17 protein-coding genes and 1 pseudogene are annotated in these 19,345 nt (G+C 63.9%); 14 read left to right on the top strand and 4 right to left on the bottom strand.

Translation table 11 applies throughout. The annotated features are described in order from the left end of the window. Genes WCY17_RS09890 through WCY17_RS09900 form a run of 3 tightly spaced genes read left to right on the top strand, consistent with a single transcriptional unit; the run spans position 1 to position 2,334 of the window. The gene (locus WCY17_RS09890) at positions 1–867 is read left to right on the top strand and encodes a branched-chain amino acid ABC transporter permease (RefSeq protein ID WP_372702012.1); all 867 of its coding nucleotides are present in this window, start codon (positions 1–3) and stop codon (positions 865–867) included. After that, positions 860–1,627, top strand: a complete 768-nt coding sequence (locus WCY17_RS09895) for an ABC transporter ATP-binding protein (RefSeq protein WP_372702013.1) — start codon at positions 860–862, stop codon at positions 1,625–1,627. The genes WCY17_RS09890 and WCY17_RS09895 overlap by 8 nt, the downstream gene beginning before the upstream one ends. Further along, positions 1,624–2,334, top strand: coding sequence for an ABC transporter ATP-binding protein (locus WCY17_RS09900; RefSeq protein ID WP_372702014.1), 711 nt, complete (start codon positions 1,624–1,626; stop codon positions 2,332–2,334). Before WCY17_RS09895 ends, WCY17_RS09900 begins: the two co-directional genes overlap by 4 nt. Here the strand turns inward: WCY17_RS09900 and WCY17_RS09905 are convergent. Then, positions 2,322–3,731: pseudogene (locus WCY17_RS09905) on the bottom strand (DEAD/DEAH box helicase); the annotation flags it as partial. The gene WCY17_RS09900 and the pseudogene WCY17_RS09905 overlap by 13 nt on opposite strands. Positions 3,732–4,003: 272 nt before the next feature. On the opposite strand from WCY17_RS09905, the gene glmS reads away from it, so the two are divergent. Both glmS and WCY17_RS09915 read left to right on the top strand, forming a co-directional pair. Then, a complete protein-coding gene (gene glmS / locus WCY17_RS09910; RefSeq protein ID WP_372702015.1) occupies positions 4,004–5,836 on the top strand; it encodes a glutamine--fructose-6-phosphate transaminase (isomerizing) in 1,833 nt (610 codons plus the stop codon). 147 nt (positions 5,837–5,983) lie between these two features. Next, positions 5,984–6,373 (top strand): VOC family protein, encoded by a 390-nt coding sequence (locus tag WCY17_RS09915; protein ID WP_372702016.1) that lies wholly within the window; start codon positions 5,984–5,986, stop codon positions 6,371–6,373. A gap of 60 nt (positions 6,374–6,433) precedes the next feature. Here the strand turns inward: WCY17_RS09915 and WCY17_RS09920 are convergent, their stop codons facing one another. Together WCY17_RS09920 and WCY17_RS09925 are read right to left on the bottom strand one after the other, a co-directional pair. Continuing rightward, entirely contained in the window at positions 6,434–8,494 is a 2,061-nt protein-coding gene (locus WCY17_RS09920) for an FAD-dependent oxidoreductase (RefSeq protein ID WP_372702017.1), read from the bottom strand. 47 nt (positions 8,495–8,541) lie between these two features. Continuing rightward, a complete protein-coding gene (locus WCY17_RS09925) occupies positions 8,542–8,967 on the bottom strand; it encodes a MarR family transcriptional regulator (protein WP_372702018.1) in 426 nt (141 codons plus the stop codon). 210 nt (positions 8,968–9,177) lie between these two features. Between WCY17_RS09925 and WCY17_RS09930 the strand changes: the two genes are divergently transcribed. The 3 genes from WCY17_RS09930 to WCY17_RS09940 all read left to right on the top strand — a co-directional run bounded on the left by WCY17_RS09930 (position 9,178) and on the right by WCY17_RS09940 (position 12,565). Next, positions 9,178–9,945 carry a glucose 1-dehydrogenase gene (locus tag WCY17_RS09930; protein WP_372702019.1) on the top strand — a complete coding sequence of 256 codons (768 nt, stop codon included), beginning with the start codon at positions 9,178–9,180 and terminating at the stop codon, positions 9,943–9,945. A 28-nt stretch (positions 9,946–9,973) separates the two neighbouring features. Beyond that, entirely contained in the window at positions 9,974–10,762 is a 789-nt protein-coding gene (gene badI / locus WCY17_RS09935) for a 2-ketocyclohexanecarboxyl-CoA hydrolase (RefSeq protein ID WP_372702020.1), read from the top strand. A gap of 99 nt (positions 10,763–10,861) precedes the next feature. Then, positions 10,862–12,565 (top strand): class I adenylate-forming enzyme family protein, encoded by a 1,704-nt coding sequence (locus WCY17_RS09940; RefSeq protein WP_372702021.1) that lies wholly within the window; start codon positions 10,862–10,864, stop codon positions 12,563–12,565. Between the two features lie 120 nt (positions 12,566–12,685). On the opposite strand, the gene WCY17_RS09945 is transcribed toward WCY17_RS09940, so the two are convergent. Further along, complete coding sequence (locus WCY17_RS09945; RefSeq protein ID WP_372702022.1) at positions 12,686–13,153, bottom strand: MarR family winged helix-turn-helix transcriptional regulator; 468 nt, start codon at positions 13,151–13,153, stop codon at positions 12,686–12,688. A gap of 170 nt (positions 13,154–13,323) precedes the next feature. On the opposite strand from WCY17_RS09945, the gene aliB reads away from it, so the two are divergent. The 6 genes from aliB to WCY17_RS09975 all read left to right on the top strand — a co-directional run bounded on the left by aliB (position 13,324) and on the right by WCY17_RS09975 (position 19,089). After that, positions 13,324–14,481, top strand: coding sequence for a cyclohexanecarboxyl-CoA dehydrogenase (gene aliB / locus WCY17_RS09950; RefSeq protein WP_372702023.1), 1,158 nt, complete (start codon positions 13,324–13,326; stop codon positions 14,479–14,481). A gap of 58 nt (positions 14,482–14,539) precedes the next feature. Further along, positions 14,540–15,382, top strand: a complete 843-nt coding sequence (locus WCY17_RS09955) for a branched-chain amino acid ABC transporter permease (protein WP_372702024.1) — start codon at positions 14,540–14,542, stop codon at positions 15,380–15,382. 24 nt (positions 15,383–15,406) lie between these two features. Continuing rightward, the gene (locus tag WCY17_RS09960) at positions 15,407–16,387 is read left to right on the top strand and encodes a branched-chain amino acid ABC transporter permease (protein WP_372702025.1); all 981 of its coding nucleotides are present in this window, start codon (positions 15,407–15,409) and stop codon (positions 16,385–16,387) included. Between the two features lie 39 nt (positions 16,388–16,426). Then, positions 16,427–17,134: an ABC transporter ATP-binding protein gene (locus tag WCY17_RS09965; protein ID WP_372702026.1), complete on the top strand. Its 708-nt coding sequence runs from the start codon at positions 16,427–16,429 to the stop codon at positions 17,132–17,134. Next, positions 17,131–17,835, top strand: coding sequence for an ABC transporter ATP-binding protein (locus WCY17_RS09970; protein ID WP_372702027.1), 705 nt, complete (start codon positions 17,131–17,133; stop codon positions 17,833–17,835). Before WCY17_RS09965 ends, WCY17_RS09970 begins: the two co-directional genes overlap by 4 nt. Before the next feature lie 66 nt (positions 17,836–17,901). Beyond that, on the top strand, positions 17,902–19,089 hold the full coding sequence (locus WCY17_RS09975) for an ABC transporter substrate-binding protein (protein ID WP_372702028.1): 1,188 nt from the start codon (positions 17,902–17,904) through the stop codon (positions 19,087–19,089). Positions 19,090–19,345 lie beyond the last annotated feature (256 nt).

Genomic DNA, 19,345 nt, shown 5'->3' on the forward strand with positions numbered 1-19,345 from the left:
ATGGACAGCCTGATCACCTTCTGGGCCATTTACAGCAACATGATCCTGTCGCTGGGCATCAATGCCCTGCTGGCCCTGTCCATCTGGCTGACGCTGGCCTGTGGCGTGCTGTCGATCGCCAATGCCGCGTTCATGGGCATCGGGGCCTATGCAGCGGCGCTGTTCACCATGAAGCTGGGCACGCCGTTCCTGGTGTCGCTGGGCGCGGGCATGCTGTTTCCTGCCTTGGCTGCGCTGGTCATCGGCCTGCCGGTGATCCGGCTTTCGGGTATTTATCTGGCCATGGCCACACTGGCCTTTGGCGAGGTGGTGCGGGTGGTGATCCTGAACGTCGATTCCCTGACCGGGGGTGCACGCGGGCTCAACGGCATCCCGCAACTGACGCAGTGGTGGCATGTGTTCCTGGCCCTGGCCATCGTGCTGTTCGTCCTGTGGCGCATCAAGCGTGCGCGGATCGGCCGGGCGTTCGATGCCATCCGCAGCGATGAGACGGCGGCCAGCCTGATGGGCATCAATGTGTCGGCGAACGAACTGCTGGCGCTGGTCCTGGGGGCTGCCATTGCAGGCCTGGCGGGCGCCCTGGATGCGCACCTGACGTTTTTCATCGGCCCGAACGAATATGGCTTCAGTCGCGCGGTGCATATCCTGACCATGGCGATCCTGGGCGGGATCACCAGCCTGGTCGGGCCGGTGCTGGGCAGTACCATCATCACGCTGCTGCCCGAGATGTTCCATGAATTCATCGATTTCAGTCTGATCATCAATGGCGCGGTGCTGGTCCTGATCGTGCTGTTCCTGCCCCAGGGGGTCTGGGATCCGGCCCGTTTTGCGCGCTGGCGGCGCAAGGGGGCGGCAGACCATGCTTGAACTGTCGCGCATTTCCCTGCGTTTCGGCGGCCTGCAGGTTCTGCAGGATGTCGACCTGCAGGTGCCCGAGGGGGCCATCCATGGGCTGATCGGCCCGAATGGCGCCGGCAAGACGACGCTGTTCAATCTGATCACGGGGCTGCTGGCACCCGATCGCGGCGACATCCGCTTCCATCAGGCGTCCCTGCTGGGCCGGCGACCCCACCAGATCGCGCGCCGCGGGCTGGCGCGAACCTTCCAGAACATCCGGCTGTTCAAGGACATGACCCTGCTGCAGAACGTGGTCGTGGGGGCACACCGCCACCTGATGTATGGCTTTTTCCCCATGCTGCTGGGCACCAGCGGCTTTCGCCAGCAAGAATCGGCTGCACTCGGTCGCGCACGCGAGCTGCTCCAGTGGCTCAAGCTGGACCACAAGACCGACGAACTGGCCGACAATCTTTCCTATGGCGAACAGCGGCGTCTCGAACTGGCCCGGGCCCTGGCGAGCCAGCCCAGCCTGCTGCTGCTCGATGAGCCGGCAGCGGGCATGAATACGGGTGAACGCGCCGAACTGATGAACTGGATCCAGGAGATACGGGGCAGGGGCTATACCATCCTGATGATCGAACACGACATGCACTTCGTCATGGGGCTGTGCGACCAGATCACCGTGCTGAACTTCGGCAAGGTGATCGCCTCCGGGGCGCCCGCCGACATCCAGCGCAACCCGGATGTGATCGAGGCATACCTGGGGCGCGACGATGAGGACACGCCATGAGCAATGCGCTCGAAGTCCGTGGTCTTGCCGTGCGCTATGGGCATGTCCAGGCAGTCCGTGGTATCGATTTCACCCTGGTCCAGAACGGCATCACCGCGCTGGTGGGCGCCAATGGGGCCGGCAAGACCACCACCCTGCTGGCGCTGTCCGGGCTGATACCCAAGGCGCAGGGGCAGGTGCTGTTCGAGGGCGATGACATCACCCATCTGCCGGCGCACAAGATCGTCGCGCGCGGCATCATCCAGGTGCCCGAGGGCCGGGCCATCCTGGCCACGATGAGCATCAAGGAAAACCTGGAATTGGGGGCCTATCGATTCGGGGGCAATGGCCGCCCGCAGGATTTCGATTACGTCTTCAACCTGTTTCCGCGCCTGCGCGAACGCCTGCATGGTCTGGCGGGCAACCTGTCGGGCGGCGAGCAGCAGATGCTGGCGATCGGCCGCGCGCTCATGGCCAGGCCCCGGCTGCTGCTGCTCGACGAGCCCTCGATGGGGCTGGCCCCGCTGATCGTGCGCGAGATCTTCCAGGCCTTGCGTACCATCCACGAAGACGGCCTCACGCTGTTGCTGGTCGAGCAGAATGTCCGGCAGGCGCTCAGGCTGGCACAGTACGGCTATGTGCTCGAAAATGGCAACATGGTGCTGTCCGACACGGGGCAGCAGCTGCTGCAGCACCCCCGGGTGATTCAGGCGTATCTGGGGGTCTGAGCGCGGGGGCGCGGCGTTTTCTGGGCGGCGCGCGAAGCCGGGCGCCCTGTTCCGGGCTGGGCATCGGCAGCGGCCCGGCGTGTTTCACTGCGGCCACCCGCAGATTGGCGTGCGTCAGTGCGGCCATCGGTCGATCGACGCGTGTCATTTCGGCCACCCGCCGTCGCCCGACCCGCGCCCGGCCTGCCGGCACCCGGTCGCCCGGTATCCGGGCTGCCATGGTGCCGTGCCGGCCGCTTCTGGCGGCTCGGCGCAGGGGCCTGCGGCTCGAGCCCGGGGATGGTCTCCGTGGGGATGGGGCAGCCCATGTAGTGCTCGATACGGCGCACCTTGTGGCGCTCGGCGTGCATCGCCAGGGTGATGGCCTGGCCGTCGCGTCCGGCCCGCCCGGTGCGGCCGATGCGGTGTACATAGTCTTCGGCCTGCATGGGCAGGTCATAGTTGATCGAGTGGGTGATGGTCTGCACGTCCAGGCCGCGCGCTGCCACATCGGTGGCGACCAGCACGCGCACCCGGCCCTTGTGCACCAGCCCCAGGGTGCGGGTGCGCTGGCGCTGGTTCATGTCGCCATGCAGGGCCACTGCGGCAAAGCCCTGATCGGCCAGGTGGTCGGCGAGGTCGTCGGCGCCGCGCTTGGTGGCGGTGAAGACGATGGCCTGATCCAGGTCGCTGTCGCGCAGCAGGTGATCGAGCAGGCGTCGCTTGTGGCCGGGGTTGTCGGCGTACAGCAGGTGCTGGTGGATGTTGGCGTGCCGGTGCTGCGGGGTGGTGATCTGCAGGCGTTGCGGATCGCGCATCAGGGCCTGGGCCAGCCGGCTGATGTGGTCATCCAGCGTGGCCGAGAACAGCAGCGTCTGGCGGCTGCCCGGCGTGGCCCCGACAATGGTGTGGATGTCATCGATGAAGCCCATGTCGAGCATGCGATCGGCCTCGTCCAGCACCAGCGTTTCGACGCCGGACAGGTCGACACGGCCGGCCTGCAGATGATCGAGCAGGCGCCCCGGGGTGGCCACCAATACATCGACCCGCCGGGCCAGGGCCTTGATCTGGGTGCCGTAGGGCATGCCACCCACCACCGTGGCCACGCGCAGGCCGTTCATCTTGCCGGCATAGGCGCGGGTCGCGTCGGCGACCTGCAGGGCCAGTTCACGGGTGGGCGCCAGAACCAGCACACGCACGCCCCGCTTGCCGGCAGCGTGACGCTGGCTCAGGTGCTCGAGTGCGGGCAGCATGAAGGCGGCGGTCTTGCCGCTGCCGGTCTGGGCCGACACCATCAGGTCGTGGCCGGCCAGCGCGCGCGGGATGGCTGCGGCCTGGACGGATGTGGGGGTGTGGATGCCCTGATCGGTCAGGGCAGCGAGCAGCATGGGGCCAAGCCCCAGAGAGGAGAACGACATGGGTTCCTTGTGGCTGCCGTTGCAGCCGTATGCCCGGGGCGGGTCGCGCCCCAGGGGGTGAGCCGCAGAATGCTGCCGCGGCGTATCAGTCGCATGTGCCGACCGTGTGCACCCAGAACGCCATGATGAATCGCGTTGCAGCCAGGGGCATCGCCCCGGCGCTGGACCTGTGGTCAGAAAACAGGCAATCGAGCATTGTACTGCATTGCAATAAAATGTGTGGAATCCATTTCGTCGTAATATGACGGTCAGACTTTTTGCGGAGCCTGCTCATGTGTGGCATCGTCGGCGCGGTGGCGCGGCACAACATCGTCCCTGTCCTGCTCGAGGGCCTGCGCAGGCTCGAATACCGCGGCTATGACTCCTGTGGCGTGGCCGTGCACGACGGGCAGGGGCTGCAGCGGCTGCGCAGCACCCACCGGGTCGCCGAACTGGTCGCGCAGACCGTGCGCGACGGGGTGCAGGGGGCCACCGGCATTGCCCATACCCGTTGGGCGACCCACGGTGCGCCGCTCACGCACAATGCCCATCCGCACTTCTCGGGGCCCGAGGGCGGCGCGGCGCGCATTGCCCTGGTGCACAACGGCATCATAGAAAATCACGATGCCCTGCGGGCCGTACTCGAGGCCGCGGGCTATGTCTTTCACAGCCAGACCGATACCGAGGTGATCGCCCATCTCATCGATCATCTGTACCAGGGCGATCTGCTGCAGGCGGTGCAGCAGACCACCCGGCGCCTCGAGGGCGCCTACGCTATTGCGGTGTTCTGCGCGGGCGAGCCGCAACGCATCGTGGGCGCGCGCCAGGGTTCGCCGCTGGTAGTGGGCCTGGCCGATGAAGGCCAGTACCTGGCATCCGACGCCCTGGCGCTGGCCGGCACGACCTCGCGCATCCTGTATCTGGATGATGGCGACGTGGTCGATGTGCATCTGGACGGGGTGCACGTCTACGACCGGGCCGGCCGCGCCGTGACCCGTGTCGAGCATCGGGTCCAGTTGCACACGGGCGAGGCCGAACTGGGCCCGTATCGGCACTACATGCAGAAAGAGATTTTCGAGCAGCCGCGCGCCGTCAGCGACACGCTGCAGGACATCGAGGCCATATCCCCGGCGCTGTTCGGCGAGCGGGCGGGCGCGGTATTCGATGCCATCGACCAGGTGCTCATCCTGGCCTGCGGCACCAGCCATTACGCCGGCCTGACCGCACGCTACTGGATCGAATCCATGGCCGGCATTCCCGTCAACGTCGAGATTGCCAGCGAATACCGGTACCGCACCAGCGTGCCCGATCCACGCACGCTGGTGGTCACGATCTCGCAGTCGGGCGAGACTGCCGACACGCTCGCGGCGCTCAAGCATGCGCGCGGCCTGGGCATGATGCATACGCTGACCGTCTGCAACGTGGCCACCAGCGCCATGGTGCGCGAATGCGAGCTCAATTTCATCACCCGGGCCGGGGTCGAAATCGGCGTGGCGTCCACCAAGGCGTTCACCACCCAGCTCACGGCGCTCTACCTGCTCGCCCTGTCGCTGGCCAAGACGCGTGGCCGGCTGAATGCCGACGCCGAAGAGCAGGCGCTCAAGGCCCTGCGCCATCTGCCGGTGGCGCTGGCCGCCGTGCTGGCGCTCGAGCCGCAGATCATGGCCTGGGCCGATCGCTTTGCCGGCAAGGAACACGCCCTGTTCCTGGGGCGCGGCATGCATTATCCGATTGCCCTCGAAGGCGCGCTCAAGCTGAAGGAAATCAGCTACATTCACGCCGAAGCCTACCCGGCGGGCGAACTCAAGCACGGGCCGCTGGCCCTGGTGACCGATGCCATGCCCGTGGTCACCATCGCGCCGCACGACGAACTGCTCGAGAAGCTGAAGTCCAACATGCAGGAAGTCCGCGCCCGGGGTGGTGAACTCTACGTGTTTGCCGATGCCGATTCACAGATCGTGGTGTCCGAAGGCATGCATGTGATCCGCATGCCCGAGCACTACGGCCGCCTGTCGCCCATCCTGCACACGGTGCCGCTGCAGTTGCTGGCCTATCATGCGGCCTGCGTGCGCGGCACCGATGTCGACAAGCCGCGCAATCTGGCCAAGAGCGTGACGGTCGAATAGGCGGTGGCGGCGCAGTGGTGGGCAGGCATGCCCGTCGGGGAGACTTGCCTGCATTCGGGAGACTCGCCTGCAGGCGTGGGTACTGTCGCCAGGGGCGCGCACGGGTGGCACAATGGGGCCTGTTCCAATAGCCGATAGGGGCTGTCCATGAGCGCATCCGGTATCCATCACCTGGGCCTGTCTGTTTCCGACCTGGACCAGACGAGCGCCTTTTTCACTGATTGCCTGGGCTGGAAGGTGGCGCGCGAAGTGCCCGACTATCCCGCCCGCTTCGTCACCAACGGCACGGCGTTTTTCACGCTCTGGCAAACCGGTCCACAGGCCACGGCCTTCGATCGCAAGAATCAGGTGGGCCTGCATCATGTGGCCCTGGCGGTGGCCGACGAGTCCGAACTGCTGTCCCTGTTTGCCCGCATCGAGGCCTACCCGGGGGTTCAGGTCGAGTTCGCACCGCAGCCCGTGGGCGATGGGCCGGCCAGGCACTGCATGTTCTACGAGCCCGGCGGCATCCGCATGGAGCTTTTCCTCGCACCCTGAGCCCGTACGTCCGGGCGTGGTGGGTCACGCCGCCGGCCTGCAGTTGAGCCGGCCTGCGGTTCAGATGCGCAGTGCGAGGCGGGTACCCTGGTCGATTGCGCGCACCGCGTCCAGTTCGACGGCGACATCGGCGCCGCCTATCATGTGCACGGGCATGGTCGGCTTGCGGGCCTGCAGGGCCGCGTGCAGGCGCCGGTCGGGGTCCTGGCCCGCGCAGAGGATGATGGTATCGACCGCGAGCGTGTGTGGCGTGCCGTCGATGGCATAGTGCAGGCCCTGATCGTCGATGTGCCGGTAGGTCAGCCCGCCGATGCACTGCACGCCCTGGCGCTTGATTCTGTCGCGCCGGATCCAGCCGGTGGATGGCGCCAGCGCAGCGCCGAAACGCCTTGTGCTGCGTTGCAGCAAAGTTACCTCGCGGCGCGTGGGAACAGGCGGCGTGGCGGGCCGCAGCCCACCCGGCGCCCGGCAGGTCAGATCCAGCGGATATTCACGTGCAAATTCGGCCATGGCCGGGGGCACGTGCGGGGGGCCACCCAGCAGGAACTCGGCCATGTCGAAGCCGATGCCCCCGGCCCCGATGATGGCCACCCGGTGGCCGACCGGCGCGCCCTGCACGAGCACCTGGGCATAGTCGAGCACTTTGGGGTGATCGATGCCGGGGATGTCCGGGCGTCTGGGCACCACGCCCGTGGCGATGACGATCTCGTCAAAGCCTGCGGCCAGCAGTTCGTCTGCTGTGGGAGCGCAGCGCAGGCGGATGTCGACCCGCTCTTCGGCCAGGCGGGTGGAGAAATAGCGCAGCATCTCATCGAATTCGGTCTTGCCGGGGATGTTCCGGGCCATGAGCAATTGGCCGCCGATACGGTCCGATGCTTCATACAGCGCAACCTGATGGCCCCGTTGCGCCGCGTTGAATGCAAAACTGATGCCAGCCGCCCCCGCACCGATCACCGCGATGCGCTTTGCGCGTGCTGGCGCGGCCATTTGCAGTTCGAGTTCATGCCCGGCACGTGGGTTGACCAGGCACGATGCCGTGTCGGCGCTGAAAATGCGATCCAGGCAGGCCTGGTTGCAGGCGATGCAGGTGTTGATCGAGCGCGTGCGGCCCTGCCGTGCTTTTTGCACGAATTCGGGGTCGGCCAGCAGCGGGCGCGCCATGGACACGAGATCGGCGCTGCCATCGGCCAGCAGCTGTTCGGCCAGATGGGGGTCATTGATGCGGTTCGAGGCGGCCACCGGCATGTCGACCACTTGCTTGATGCGTGCGGTGGCGTAGCGCCAGGCGGCACGGGGCACCGAGTGCGCAATGGTCGGCACCGTGGATTCATGCCAGCCGATGCCCGTGTTCAGGATGTCACATCCGGATCGGTCGAGCAGGCGCGCAAAGGCCAGCGTCTCGTCGCCCGACATGCCGCCATCGACCAGGTCCACGGCCGAGATGCGGTACATGATGGGGAAGTCCGCGCCCACCCGGGCGCGCACCGCTTTGAGGATTTCGAGGGGAAAGCGCACGCGGGCCTCGAAACTGCCGCCGAATTCATCTTCACGCTGGTTCGTCACCGGGGCGGTGAACTGGTTGATGAGATAGCCTTCGGAGCCCATGATCTCAACGGCGTGGTAGCCCAGATCGCGGGCCATCGCGGCGGCGCGTGCGTAATCATCGATGGTTTGCCAGACCTCGGCCGTGGTCAGCATGCGCGGCATCTGCCGGCTGATGCGGCTCTGGATGGCCGACGGCGCAACCGACCCCGGCCCCCGCGCATAGCGGCCGGCGTGCAGGATCTGCAGGCACATCAGCGTGGCTGTGCCGGAGACGGCGTCGATGATGGCGCGATGCCATTGACGCGCGCTGGCGGTGCCCATCACCGGTGCGTCGACCTCCATGCGGCCGGCTTCATTGGGGGCGACACCGCCGGTGATGATCATGCCGACCTCGCCCAGGGCGCGTTCGCGATAGAAGGCATGGATGCGTTCCGGGGCGCGCTCGAGGGTCTCGAGGCGGGTGTGCATGGCGCCCATGATCACGCGGTTGGGCAGCCGGGCGCCGCGCAGGTGAAGCGGCGACAGAAGGTGGCTGAAGCCGGCCTCGTGGCTGGATGGTTTTTTGTGGTTCTGCATGAGAATCAGTGTGCAAGGGCCTGTGGGTTCGGGGCTGTACGCAAGGTTCAGTGCCCGTCCCCGCGACTTTCGCTCTGTGCTTTGTCGATGCGTTCCATATTGTCGAGCAGCTTGAGCAGATAGTGCAGGGTGTGGGTCATGTCGTTGATCGAGAAGCCGGTGAGCACCTCTTCGTAGTAATCGTAGATCTTGGGCTGGGCCCCCATTTGCCATACATACCGGCCGGTCTCCGTCATCTTCACCAATCTCGAACGCCGGTCGCGGGTATCGGCGGCCATGCAGACGTGGCCGTCGCGCTCCATGCGACTGAGCACGCCCGACAGATTCTGGCGGCTCACCATCAGGTAGCACGCCAGATCGCCGATGCTCATGCCGTCCTTGACCCGATCCCGGGACAAGGCACCCAGCACCGCCCATTGCTGCGTGGTCAGCCCCTCTGAATCAATGGCCCGAGTCCCTGTTTTATGCAACATGTTTGCACATTGATACAAACGAAAGAAGATTCTGTTGGCCAGTGCCATCTGGACAGGATCATGATCACTCATAAGTGAAAACCATAATTTTTGTGTTCTTCATAGAAACAGGATTGCAAGATCCAGGTTGATGTATAACAATATATTGTCTTAGTTCATGTGTCAGAGCCGTAAGCCTGACACACTCGATAGCCAACAGGGGAAAGCAAGATGCAAAGATTCCGGGACAGGACGGTCATCGTAACAGGTGGCGGCGGCGGAATTGGTGGTGCAACGGCCCGGCGCCTGGCGCAGGAATCCGCCCGGGTCGGGGTGCTGGATCTGAACCACGAGGCCGCCGAGGCGGTGGTCGCCCAGATTCGCGAGGCCGGTGGCCAGGCCGCAGCCTTCCAGTGCGACATCACCGAGCGCGCGCAGGTCGAAGCCGCAGTGGCCGGGGTGCAGGCCCAACTCGGCCCCATCGATGCCCTGGTCAACAATGCCGGCTGGGATATTTTCAAACCCTTTGTCAAGACGGTTCCCGCCGAATGGGACAGGATCATTGCCATCAATCTGGTTGGCGCCCTGCACATGCTGCACGTGGTATTGCCGCAGATGGTCGAGCGCGGCTATGGCCGTATCGTCAACGTGGCCTCTGACGCGGCCCGGGGCGGGTCATCCGGCGAGGCCGTGTATTCGGCCTGCAAGGGCGGGCTGGTGTCGATTGCCAAGACGCTGGCGCGCGAGCATGCGCGCCATGGGATCACGGTGAATGTGGTGTGCCCGGGGCCCACGGAAACGGCGCTGCTCGACAGTGTCACCGAAGGGGCACGCGATCCGGCCAAACTGGTCGAGGCGTTTCGCAGCGCCATCCCGCTGGGCCGCCTGGGCAAGGGTGAGGATCTGGCCGCGGCCATTGCATTCTTTGCCAGCGACGATGCGGGCTTTGTCACCGGGCAGGTCCTCAGCGTGTCTGGCGGGCTGACCATGCACGGTTAATTTGAATGACAACCAAGGAGAACTCTCTATGACGAAAGCGTTTGAAGACATTCTGTATGAGGTCCGCAACGGCGTGGCCTGGATCACCATCAACCGGCCCGAGAAAATGAATGCGTTTCGCGGCACGACCTGCGAAGAACTGATCCAGGCACTGAACAAGGCGGGCTACGACCGCGAAGTGGGCTGTATCGTTCTGGCCGGTGCCGGTGACCGGGCCTTCTGCACAGGGGGCGACCAATCCGCGCATGACGGCAATTACGATGGCCGTGGCACGGTGGGCCTGCCGGTGGAAGAGTTGCACAGCACCCTGCGCGATGTCCCCAAGCCGGTCATTGCCCGCGTGCAGGGCTATGCCATCGGTGGCGGCAATGTCCTGTGCACCATCTGCGACCTGACGATCTGCTCCGAAAAGGCCATCTTTGGCCAGGTCGGTCCCAGCATGGGCTCGGTCGATCCCGGCTTTGGCACGGCCTATCTCACGCGCGTGGTCGGCGAAAAGAAAGCGCGCGAGATCTGGTACCTGTGCCGTCGCTACAGCGGCCAGGAGGCGGTCGCCATGGGGCTGGCCAATATCTGCGTGGCGCCCGAGAAGCTGGATGAAACCGTACAGCAGTGGGCCGAAGAAATCTGCGCCAAGAGCCCGACGGCCATTGCCATCGCCAAGCGCAGCTTCAACATGGACACGGCCCACCAGGCGGGCATTGCCGGCATGGGCATGTACGCCCTGAAGCTGTACTACGACACCGAGGAATCACGGGAAGGCGTCAATTCCTTCAAGGAAAAGCGCAAGCCCGATTTTCGCAAGTACGCGAAATAAGACCTGCCGGTGGCCCCGGCACGCTATCTTTCAGGGCATCGACCGGAAAAACATCGACGAACGATCCGGTCGAACCCTTGTTATCAAGGGAGACAATCCATGAACCAGTCTGCAGTACCCCCGGCCTACGATGCAGCACCCTATCGTGACTACATCGAGAATCACTTCACCTACATCAATGGCTTTCGGCGCAATCTCGGTCGCTACGCGACACGCATTGCGATGGAGGACCCGGTATCCGGCCAACGCTGGACCTACCGCGAACTGGGCGAGGCCGCGGATCGGGTCGCCGCTGGCCTGGCAGAACTCGGCGTGGGCCACGGCGATGTCGTGGCCTACCAGCTGTTCAATGGCCCCGAGTTCGCGCTTCTGTACCTGGCCACGCAGATCGCGGGTGCCGTGGGTGCACCCATGAATTTCCGCCTGGCGTCTGGCGAAACGGCATTCCTGCTGGACTTCTACAAACCCAAGGTGTTCATTTACGACACCGAGCTGGGCCCATTGATCGATGATGCCCTGAAGCGCTGCAGTCATGTGCCCCGTGCCCTGGTTGCCGTGGGCGACAATGCCATCGAGGCGCCATCGGGGGCCGTGGCCCTGGGGTTTCGGGATGTGCTCGAATCGAGCGGGCCGGTGCCGCAGGTCTCCTGCACCATCTGGGAAGAAACCACCCGTCTGCATACATCGGGCACCACCGGCATGCCCAAGGGGGTGCCGATGAACAGCATGATCGAGGTCATGTCGGCACATGATGTGATCATGCAGTTCCCGCTGGCGCCCGAAGACCGCACGCTCAACATGACGCCGTGGTTCCATCGTGGCGGGCTCTATTGTGCCGGCCCGAACCCTTCGTTCTATGTGGGCAGTTGCATCGTGCCATTGCGGGCGTTCAATGCCGAGCGTGTGCTCGACCTGGTGACCAGCCATCAGCTCACGTTCCTGATCGGCGCGCCCACGAATCTGGCCATGCTGGCCGATGCCCAGGAAAAGAATCCGCGTGACCTTTCGTCCCTGAAAGGTCTGGTGACCATGGGTTCGCCCCTGGATCGCGAGGCGGCGCTGCGCTACCAGCGCGTGCTCAGCCCGCGTATCTTCAATGGGTACGGCAGTACCGAGGGGTTCTGGAACACGTTCCTGCGCCCGACCGATCTGCCGGCCATGTCGGGCTCCGCCGGGCGGGCCATGATCGACGATGATGTGGCCGTGGTGAAGATTTTCGACGATCGACGCGCGGGGCCCCATGAACTGGCGGCCCGTGATGGCCAGGAAGTGGGCGAGGTCATCGTCCGTTCGCCCAAGTGCGCCGCCCAGTATTTCAACAATCCGGATCAGGATGCCGAACACTATCGTGATGGCTGGCTGTACATCGGCGATCTGGCGACCTGGGACGAGAACGAATACGTCACCATCGTTGGCCGTCGGGATGACATGCTGCTCTCGGGGGGTGAAAAAGTCTATCCAGTTGGCGTAGAGGCTGCGTTGGGCGAACATCCTGCCGTGGCCGATGCTCTGGTGGTGGGTGTGCCGGATGAAAAATGGGGCCAGCGTGTGGTGGCCTATGTGGTGTTGCGCGATGATGCGAGGGCGCAGGGCTCGGTGCAGGAGATGGCCGATGCGCTGGACGAACATTGCCGCGCGCACCCCATGCTGTCCTCGTTCATGCGGCCCAGGCAGTATCGCATCGTCGATGCCCTGCCACTTTCGGCAACCGGCAAGAAGCTGCATTACAAGGCCACCGAAACGGCAACCGCTGAGGTGGCTCAGGGCTTGTTCTGTGCACCGCAGGGTGGGGCGCTGCGCTGACCCTGGCATGCTCTGCGCAGCAGCACCGTGCACGCTGCGCGGCATTGCACGCGCAGTGCAGCAACGGGGCCGTGGCACGTGTGGTGCGCAGGCCAGGAAGTTCGCAGATCGGGATTCTGCTCACTCTGGCCTGCCACTGCCTTGGCTCTGCGCCTTGTCGATGCGCTCCATGTTGTCGAGCAGTTTGAGCAGGTAGTGAATGATGTGCGCCATGTCGTTGACCGAGAATCCGGTCAATACGTCTTCGTAGTAGTCGAAGATCTTTGGCTGCGCACCCATTTTCCAGACGTTCCGGCCCGACGCAGTCATCTGCACCAGACGTGAGCGGCGGTCATGTTCGTCGGCCATCATGCAGACATGCCCGGCCCGGTCCATGCGGCTCAGCACACCAGAAAGATTCTGCCGGCTGACCTTCAGGTACCGAGCCAGATCGCCGACACTCATCCCGCCTTCGACCTGCGGACGCGACAGGGCGCCCAGGACCGCCCACTGCTGGGTGGTCAACCCCGCGGAATCAATTGCCCTGGTCCCTGTTTTATGCAACATGTTTGCGCATTGATACAAACGGAAGAAAATCCGATTGGCCATTGCAATACGTGTTTTATCATGCTCTCGCATAGGGATAAACCATGATTTCGTTAAGGAACGTGCACAAAGTGCTTGAGGCATTTACTGCATTTATGGCAATATCTTTATGTATTTTTGATTTGCAAGTCAAGCAGAACATTCATCTGCGCTGTCGGAGATCACGCTGAATCATGTCCCCGAATCCATACATCGATGAAGAATTGCAGCCCTTGGCCGACGCGGCGCGGCGCTTTGGTACGGAGCGTGTGGCACCGGGCTTTCTGGAGCGTGATGGCAGCCGCGTACTCGACCGGGCGCTGATGCTGGAAATGGGTGCCCTGGGCCTGATCATGCCCGAATTGCCCGAGCGGTTCGGTGGGCTGGGCATGGGATCCCTGGCCGCCGGGGTGATTCATGAGGAAATCGCCCGAGCCGACCTGAGCTTTTCGTACGTCAACCTGCTGGCGTCCTTGAACGGCCAGATTCTGTCCCACTATGGCACGCCCGAGGTGGTGTCGCCCTGGCTGCAGAAAATCGTCGCCGGTGAATCGATCTGCGCGATCGCCCTGACCGAACCGCGTGGCGGCTCGGATGCGGGCCATCTGGGCCTGCGCATGGAGCGCAAAGGCGACCAATACGTGATCAATGGCGAAAAGACCTCGATATCCGCGGCCGATCAGGCGGATATCTGTGTCGTCTTCGGCCGTACCGGTTCGCCGGAGTCAGCGGCGCATGGGGTCACGGCCGTGCTGGTCCCGATGAACACGCCTGGTGTGACCACCAGCCGATTCGATTGCCATGGGCAGCGCGCGATCGGGCGCGGCTCGATCTTTTTCGACAATGTGCGCATACCCGTCGATCATCGCCTGGGTGATGAGAACAAGGGGTTCGTGCAGGTCATGCAGGGTTTCGACTTCTCGCGTTCGCTCATCGGGCTGCAGTGCCTCGCCGTGGCTCGCGCCGCCCTCGAGGAAACCTGGCAGTACATCACCGAGCGCGAGGCCTTTGGCCAGCCCCTGGCTGCCTTTCAGGGGGTGACCCACCCGCTGGCCAGTCATGACACCGAAGTCGAAGGGGCACGCCTCCTGTGCCTGCAGGGATTGTGGCTCAAGGACCACGGGCTGCCGCACAGTGCAGAAGCCGGCATGGCGAAGTGGTGGGGGCCAAAACTCGCGTACGACGTGATCCATCAGTGCCTGCTGTGCTTTGGTCACGGCGGCTATGACCGAGGGCCCATGGAGCAGCGCCTGCGTGACGTGCTGGGGTTCCAGATCGGCGATGGCACCGCCCAGATCATGAAGACCATCATCGCCCGGGCGCGGGCGGGCCGGCAGTTCGTGCCGGTCTGAGCGTACGACTGACTGCCAGAATGATCAAGATGACGTCCCGAGGTGAGCGGCGATGGTAATGAACCTGTTCAACGGCCTGGTCTATGGATCCCTGCTCATCATCATGAGTTCGGGCCTGGCCTTGATCTATGGCCTGCGTCGCGTGGTGAACTTTGCGCACGGCGCACTGTACATGCTGGGGGCCTATATTGGTTACACCGTGGCCCTGCAAACGGGCTTCTGGGCGGCCCTGGTCGTGGCTCCCCTGGCGATGGCCCTGGCTGGCGTACTGCTTGACCGGTACGGCTTCCGTCTGTTGCAGGATTACGAACCGCTGAGCGTGATGCTCGTCACCTTTGGCCTGATGCTCTTTCTCGAAGATCTGGTGGCATTCATCTGGGGCAAGGGAAACTATTCCCTGTTCACACCGTCACTGCTCAATTTCTCTGTGGATCTGTTTGGGCACAGCATGCCCGCCTATCGCATTGGCGTGATTGTGGTCGGGGCCATCGTGGCACTGGGGCTCACGCTGTGGCTGCGTCATTCACGGATCGGCCTGTTCGTGCGGGCCGCCAGCACGGATCCGGTGACCACCTCGATGCAGGGCGTCAATACCGATCGCCTGAGTGCCCTGGTGGTGGGTCTGGGGGCAGCCCTGGCCGGGTTGGCGGGTGTGGTGGCCGCGCCCTTCCTGTCTCTTTCGCCGCACATGGGATCCGATGTGTTGATCGACTCGTTCGTGGTGGTGGTCATCGGCGGCCTGGGCTCACTGGCAGGTGCTTTTGCGGCGGCCCTGCTGCTGGGCATGATGCAGGCCATTGGTGCGGTATATCTGCCCAACGTCTCGGTGCTCTTGCCCTTCTTGTTCATGATCGTGGTCCTGATCTGGAAGCCGACCGGGCTTGCCGGCAGCCGGACCTGAGGGCGAACGGCGATGACAAGGTCCATGAATCTGATCCGTAGCGGCCTGTTCAGCCTGGTTGCGCTGGGGGCTGGTGGTGTCATCCTGCTGTTGACGCCCTCCAGCAGCCTGCTGGGCATCTATACCCATGCCGTCATCTATGCCATTTTTGCACTGGGTGTAGGCATCCTGCTGCGCCAGAATGGCCTGGTGAGTTTTGGGCATGCGCTGTTCTTCGGGGGCGCGGGCTATGGCATGGGCCTGATTCTCGAGCTGCACTGGATGTCAGCCGAATTGGCCTTGCTGATGGTGCTGGCCGTGATCGCCGTGGTCGCGTTCCTGATCGCCCTGATCATTGTGCGTGTGCCGGGTATTGCCTTTGGCATGCTGACGCTGGCCATCGGCCAGATGGCGTACCTGCTGGTGGCCCGTGCGCGCGGGATCACGGGCGGTGCGGATGGCATGGGGATTCCCTGGCCGAGCACCTTGTTCGGGGTGGCCGAATCGGCGCTGCTCAAGCCGGCCACCTTGTTCATGGTCTCCTGGGCCGTGCTGGTGGTGGTGACGTTCATCGTGCATCAGATCCTGTGCACACGCTTCGGCGCCGTGACCGCGGCCATCCGCGACAACGAAGAACGGGCGCGCTTCATTGGCATCAAGACCCTGTTGCCGCGTGCCCTGATATTTGCCCTGTCGGCGGTGGTGGCCGGCGTCGCGGGGCTGCTCGCCGCCCTGAATACGGGTTTCATCTCGCCGGAAAGCCTGCACTGGAGTGTTTCGGCCACCACGCTGCTGATGGTCGTGGTGGGTGGTTTCCGGCATCTTGTCGGGCCCATCGTGGGTGCCATCGCCTATTTTCTTTTCAAAGACCTGCTGGGTGAGTGGGCGACCCATTCGATGGCCATTTTCGGCGTGGCATTGATCCTGGTGATCGTGTTCTCGCCGGATGGCCTCACCGGAGCGCTCGAGCGGCTGTCCAATCGCTGCCGGCGTGCGCTTCGCGGCCATCTGGATGGTTCTCGCTGAAAGGCCCGGAGATCAGAAATGCCTGCCATGAATGCGTACATGCTCCAGACAGAAGACGTGGCGATCCACTATGGCGGGGTGAAGGCCCTGGATGGTGTATCCCTGACAATCGAGAAGGGCCAGGTCTGTGGCCTGATCGGCCCCAACGGCGCGGGCAAGACGACCGTGATCAATGCGATTACCGGGCGTCGCCGGCTGACACGCGGAAAAGTGCTTCTCGATGGCGAGGACGTGACGGCTCTGGACGTGGTTGCGCGGCGCAAACGCGGCCTCTCGCGCAGCTTTCAGCATACCAGCATCTTTGGCGGCATGACGGTCCGGCGCCAGGTCGAGCTGGCCTCTTATCAGGCGGGGGTGGAGGATTCTGCCGCCGATGCGCAGGCCATTCTGCGGGAGCTCGACCTGATGCGCCTGGCGGATTCCCGGGCGGGCGGCCTGGGCTATGGCGAGCAGCGCCGCCTCGATCTGGCACTGGCCCTGGTCGGTCGCCCCAAGGTATTGCTGCTCGACGAGCCCATGGCGGGGCTGTCGGTCAGCGAATCACACGATCTCGCGCAGCACCTGAAGGCGCTGGCAGCGCGTTGGGAGGTCTCCGTACTGTTGGTCGAACATGATATGGACGTGGTCTTCGGCATCTCGGATGCGGTTACGGTCTTTGAGCTTGGCCGGGTCATTGCCAGTGGCCTGCCGGCCGCGGTGCGCGCCGATCCCCGCGTGCGCGAGGCCTATCTGGGGAGTGCGGCATGAGGCCCCTGCTCGAACTCCAGGATGTCAATGCGTTCTACGGTGCGTCCCACATCCTGCATGGGCTGAGCCTGCGGGTGGATCCAGGCGAGCGGGTGGCCCTCATCGGGCGCAACGGAGTGGGCAAGACGACCGTGGTCAATACCATTCTGGGGCTTGCCCAACTGCGTGCGGGAACCATCCACATCGATGGCCACAGGATTGCCCATCCGCGCCCCTATGTCGCGGCACAGTACGGTGTTGCCGTGGTGCCTCAGGGGCGGCGCATCGTCGCCAATCTCACGGTTGAGGAAAATCTGCTGCTGGGTGGCGCGACGCATCGCAAGGGGGTCTGGAACAGGCAGGCGATCTACCGGCTGTTTCCCATCCTCCAGGAGCGCGCGCACACCCCGGGTACGGCCCTGTCGGGTGGGCAGCAGCAGATGCTGGCGGTGGGGCGTGCGCTCATGTCCAACCCCAGGCTGATCCTGCTGGACGAGCCAACCGAAGGTTTGGCGCCCGTCATCGTGGATCAGCTGGCGGACATCTTCAACAGGCTGGCCGACCAGGGTACGGCATTGCTGCTCATCGAGCAGAACCTGAGCCTGGTCGTACGTGTTGCACACCGCTATCTGGCCATGGCCAAGGGGGCAATCGTTGCACGAGGCGAGGTCGATGGCTCGCCTGACGGCATACAGCATCTGGAGCGCCATATTCTGCTGTGAAACATACCGAGCAACTGGCCGCCGGACCATTTCCGGCAATCATCCATAACAGGCAGGAGAACAACCATGCTCAAACTGAGTCGAACGCATCAGCTTCTGGCCAGTGTCGCCCTGACGGCAGCACTGCCCCTCACGACGCTGGCCCAGGCCAAGGATCCGGTGAAGATCGCCCTGGTCACGTCGAAGTCCGGCCCATTCGCCACCATGGGGGCCGATGTGCTCAATGGCGTGCGGTTTGCCGTCGAGGAAGCGAACGCGCGCGGTGGTGTCGATGGGCGCGAGATCGTGCTGGCTGAAGGCGATGATGAAAGTACGCCGGAGGCCGGCCGTCGCGTGACCGAAAAGCTCACGCGTGATGGCTACAAGCTCATCATCGGACCGATCACGTCCTCGATTTCCCTGGCCATCAGCCAGAACCTGGGCCGTTGGGATGCGGCTTTCATCGGCACCATCAGCAAGACCGACAAGCTGACCCAGGAAGCGTGCAATACGCGTTTCATTCGTACCAACCACTCCGATGCCATGGATCTGGCCATGATCGACGAGTGGGTGAAGACGATCCCGGGTGAAAATTTTGCCATTCTGGCCGCAGACTACGCCTGGGGTCAGGATTCGGCCAAGTCATTCGAGGATACGGTGACCGAGCAGGGCAAGACGGTGTCCACCAAGCTGTTCGTGCCCCTGGGCACCAAGGATTACGCCCCGTATATCCAGCAACTCAAGGATGCCGAGGTGGATGCCATATGGGTCGCCGACGTCTCGGGGGCGATTGCCTTTGCCAAACAGGCCCAGGACTTCGGCCTGATACCGCAGACGCCCCTGATCGGTCATGCGCTGCTGTCCAATTTCGTCATCAATGCCACAGGCGATGCCTTGCTCGATGTGCCCGGCAACGTCGGCTACACACCCGATGTCGATACACCGCAGAGCAAGGCGTTCGCCGAAGCCTTCAAGGCGAAGTACGATCGCTGGCCCTCTGATACCGAAGGCCAGGCGTACAACGGCGCCATGGTTCTGTTCCAGGGTGTCGAACTGGCCGGCAGCACGGAGCCGGAAGATGTCACCAAGGCCCTGCGTGGGGCGGAAGTGGAGACCTTGTATGGCAAGGCCACCATACGGGCAGAAGACAATCAACTGCTCATTCCCAATTATGTGGCACGTGTGAAAAAGGATGGTGATGCCCTGCGTCCGGTCATCGAAGAGGTCTATCCGGTGAGCATCAATCCGCCCGCATCGCCTCTGTGCAAGATGTAATGTAATCGGCGCGATGCGCTGCGGCGGCCCCGCCCCGAGCGGGGCCGTTCTTTTGTGCGCCCAGCATGGGCGCACTCCTGTGGGTGCAAGTCCCGCCATAAGTTGGTCACAGCGAATGAAGTGAAGCGCAACCGCGCCAGGGCGACCGAGCGTGGGAAGGAAGCGTGGAGCGTAAGCTGCGAGCCGAGGAACACGAATCGGATAGAAGGCACTGCCAAGCAGGGCGAGCGGGCAAAAAGCCGCGAAGCTCTCGTGA

Source organism: Castellaniella sp. (assembly GCF_041677825.1).
GTDB lineage: Bacteria > Pseudomonadota > Gammaproteobacteria > Burkholderiales > Burkholderiaceae_B > Castellaniella.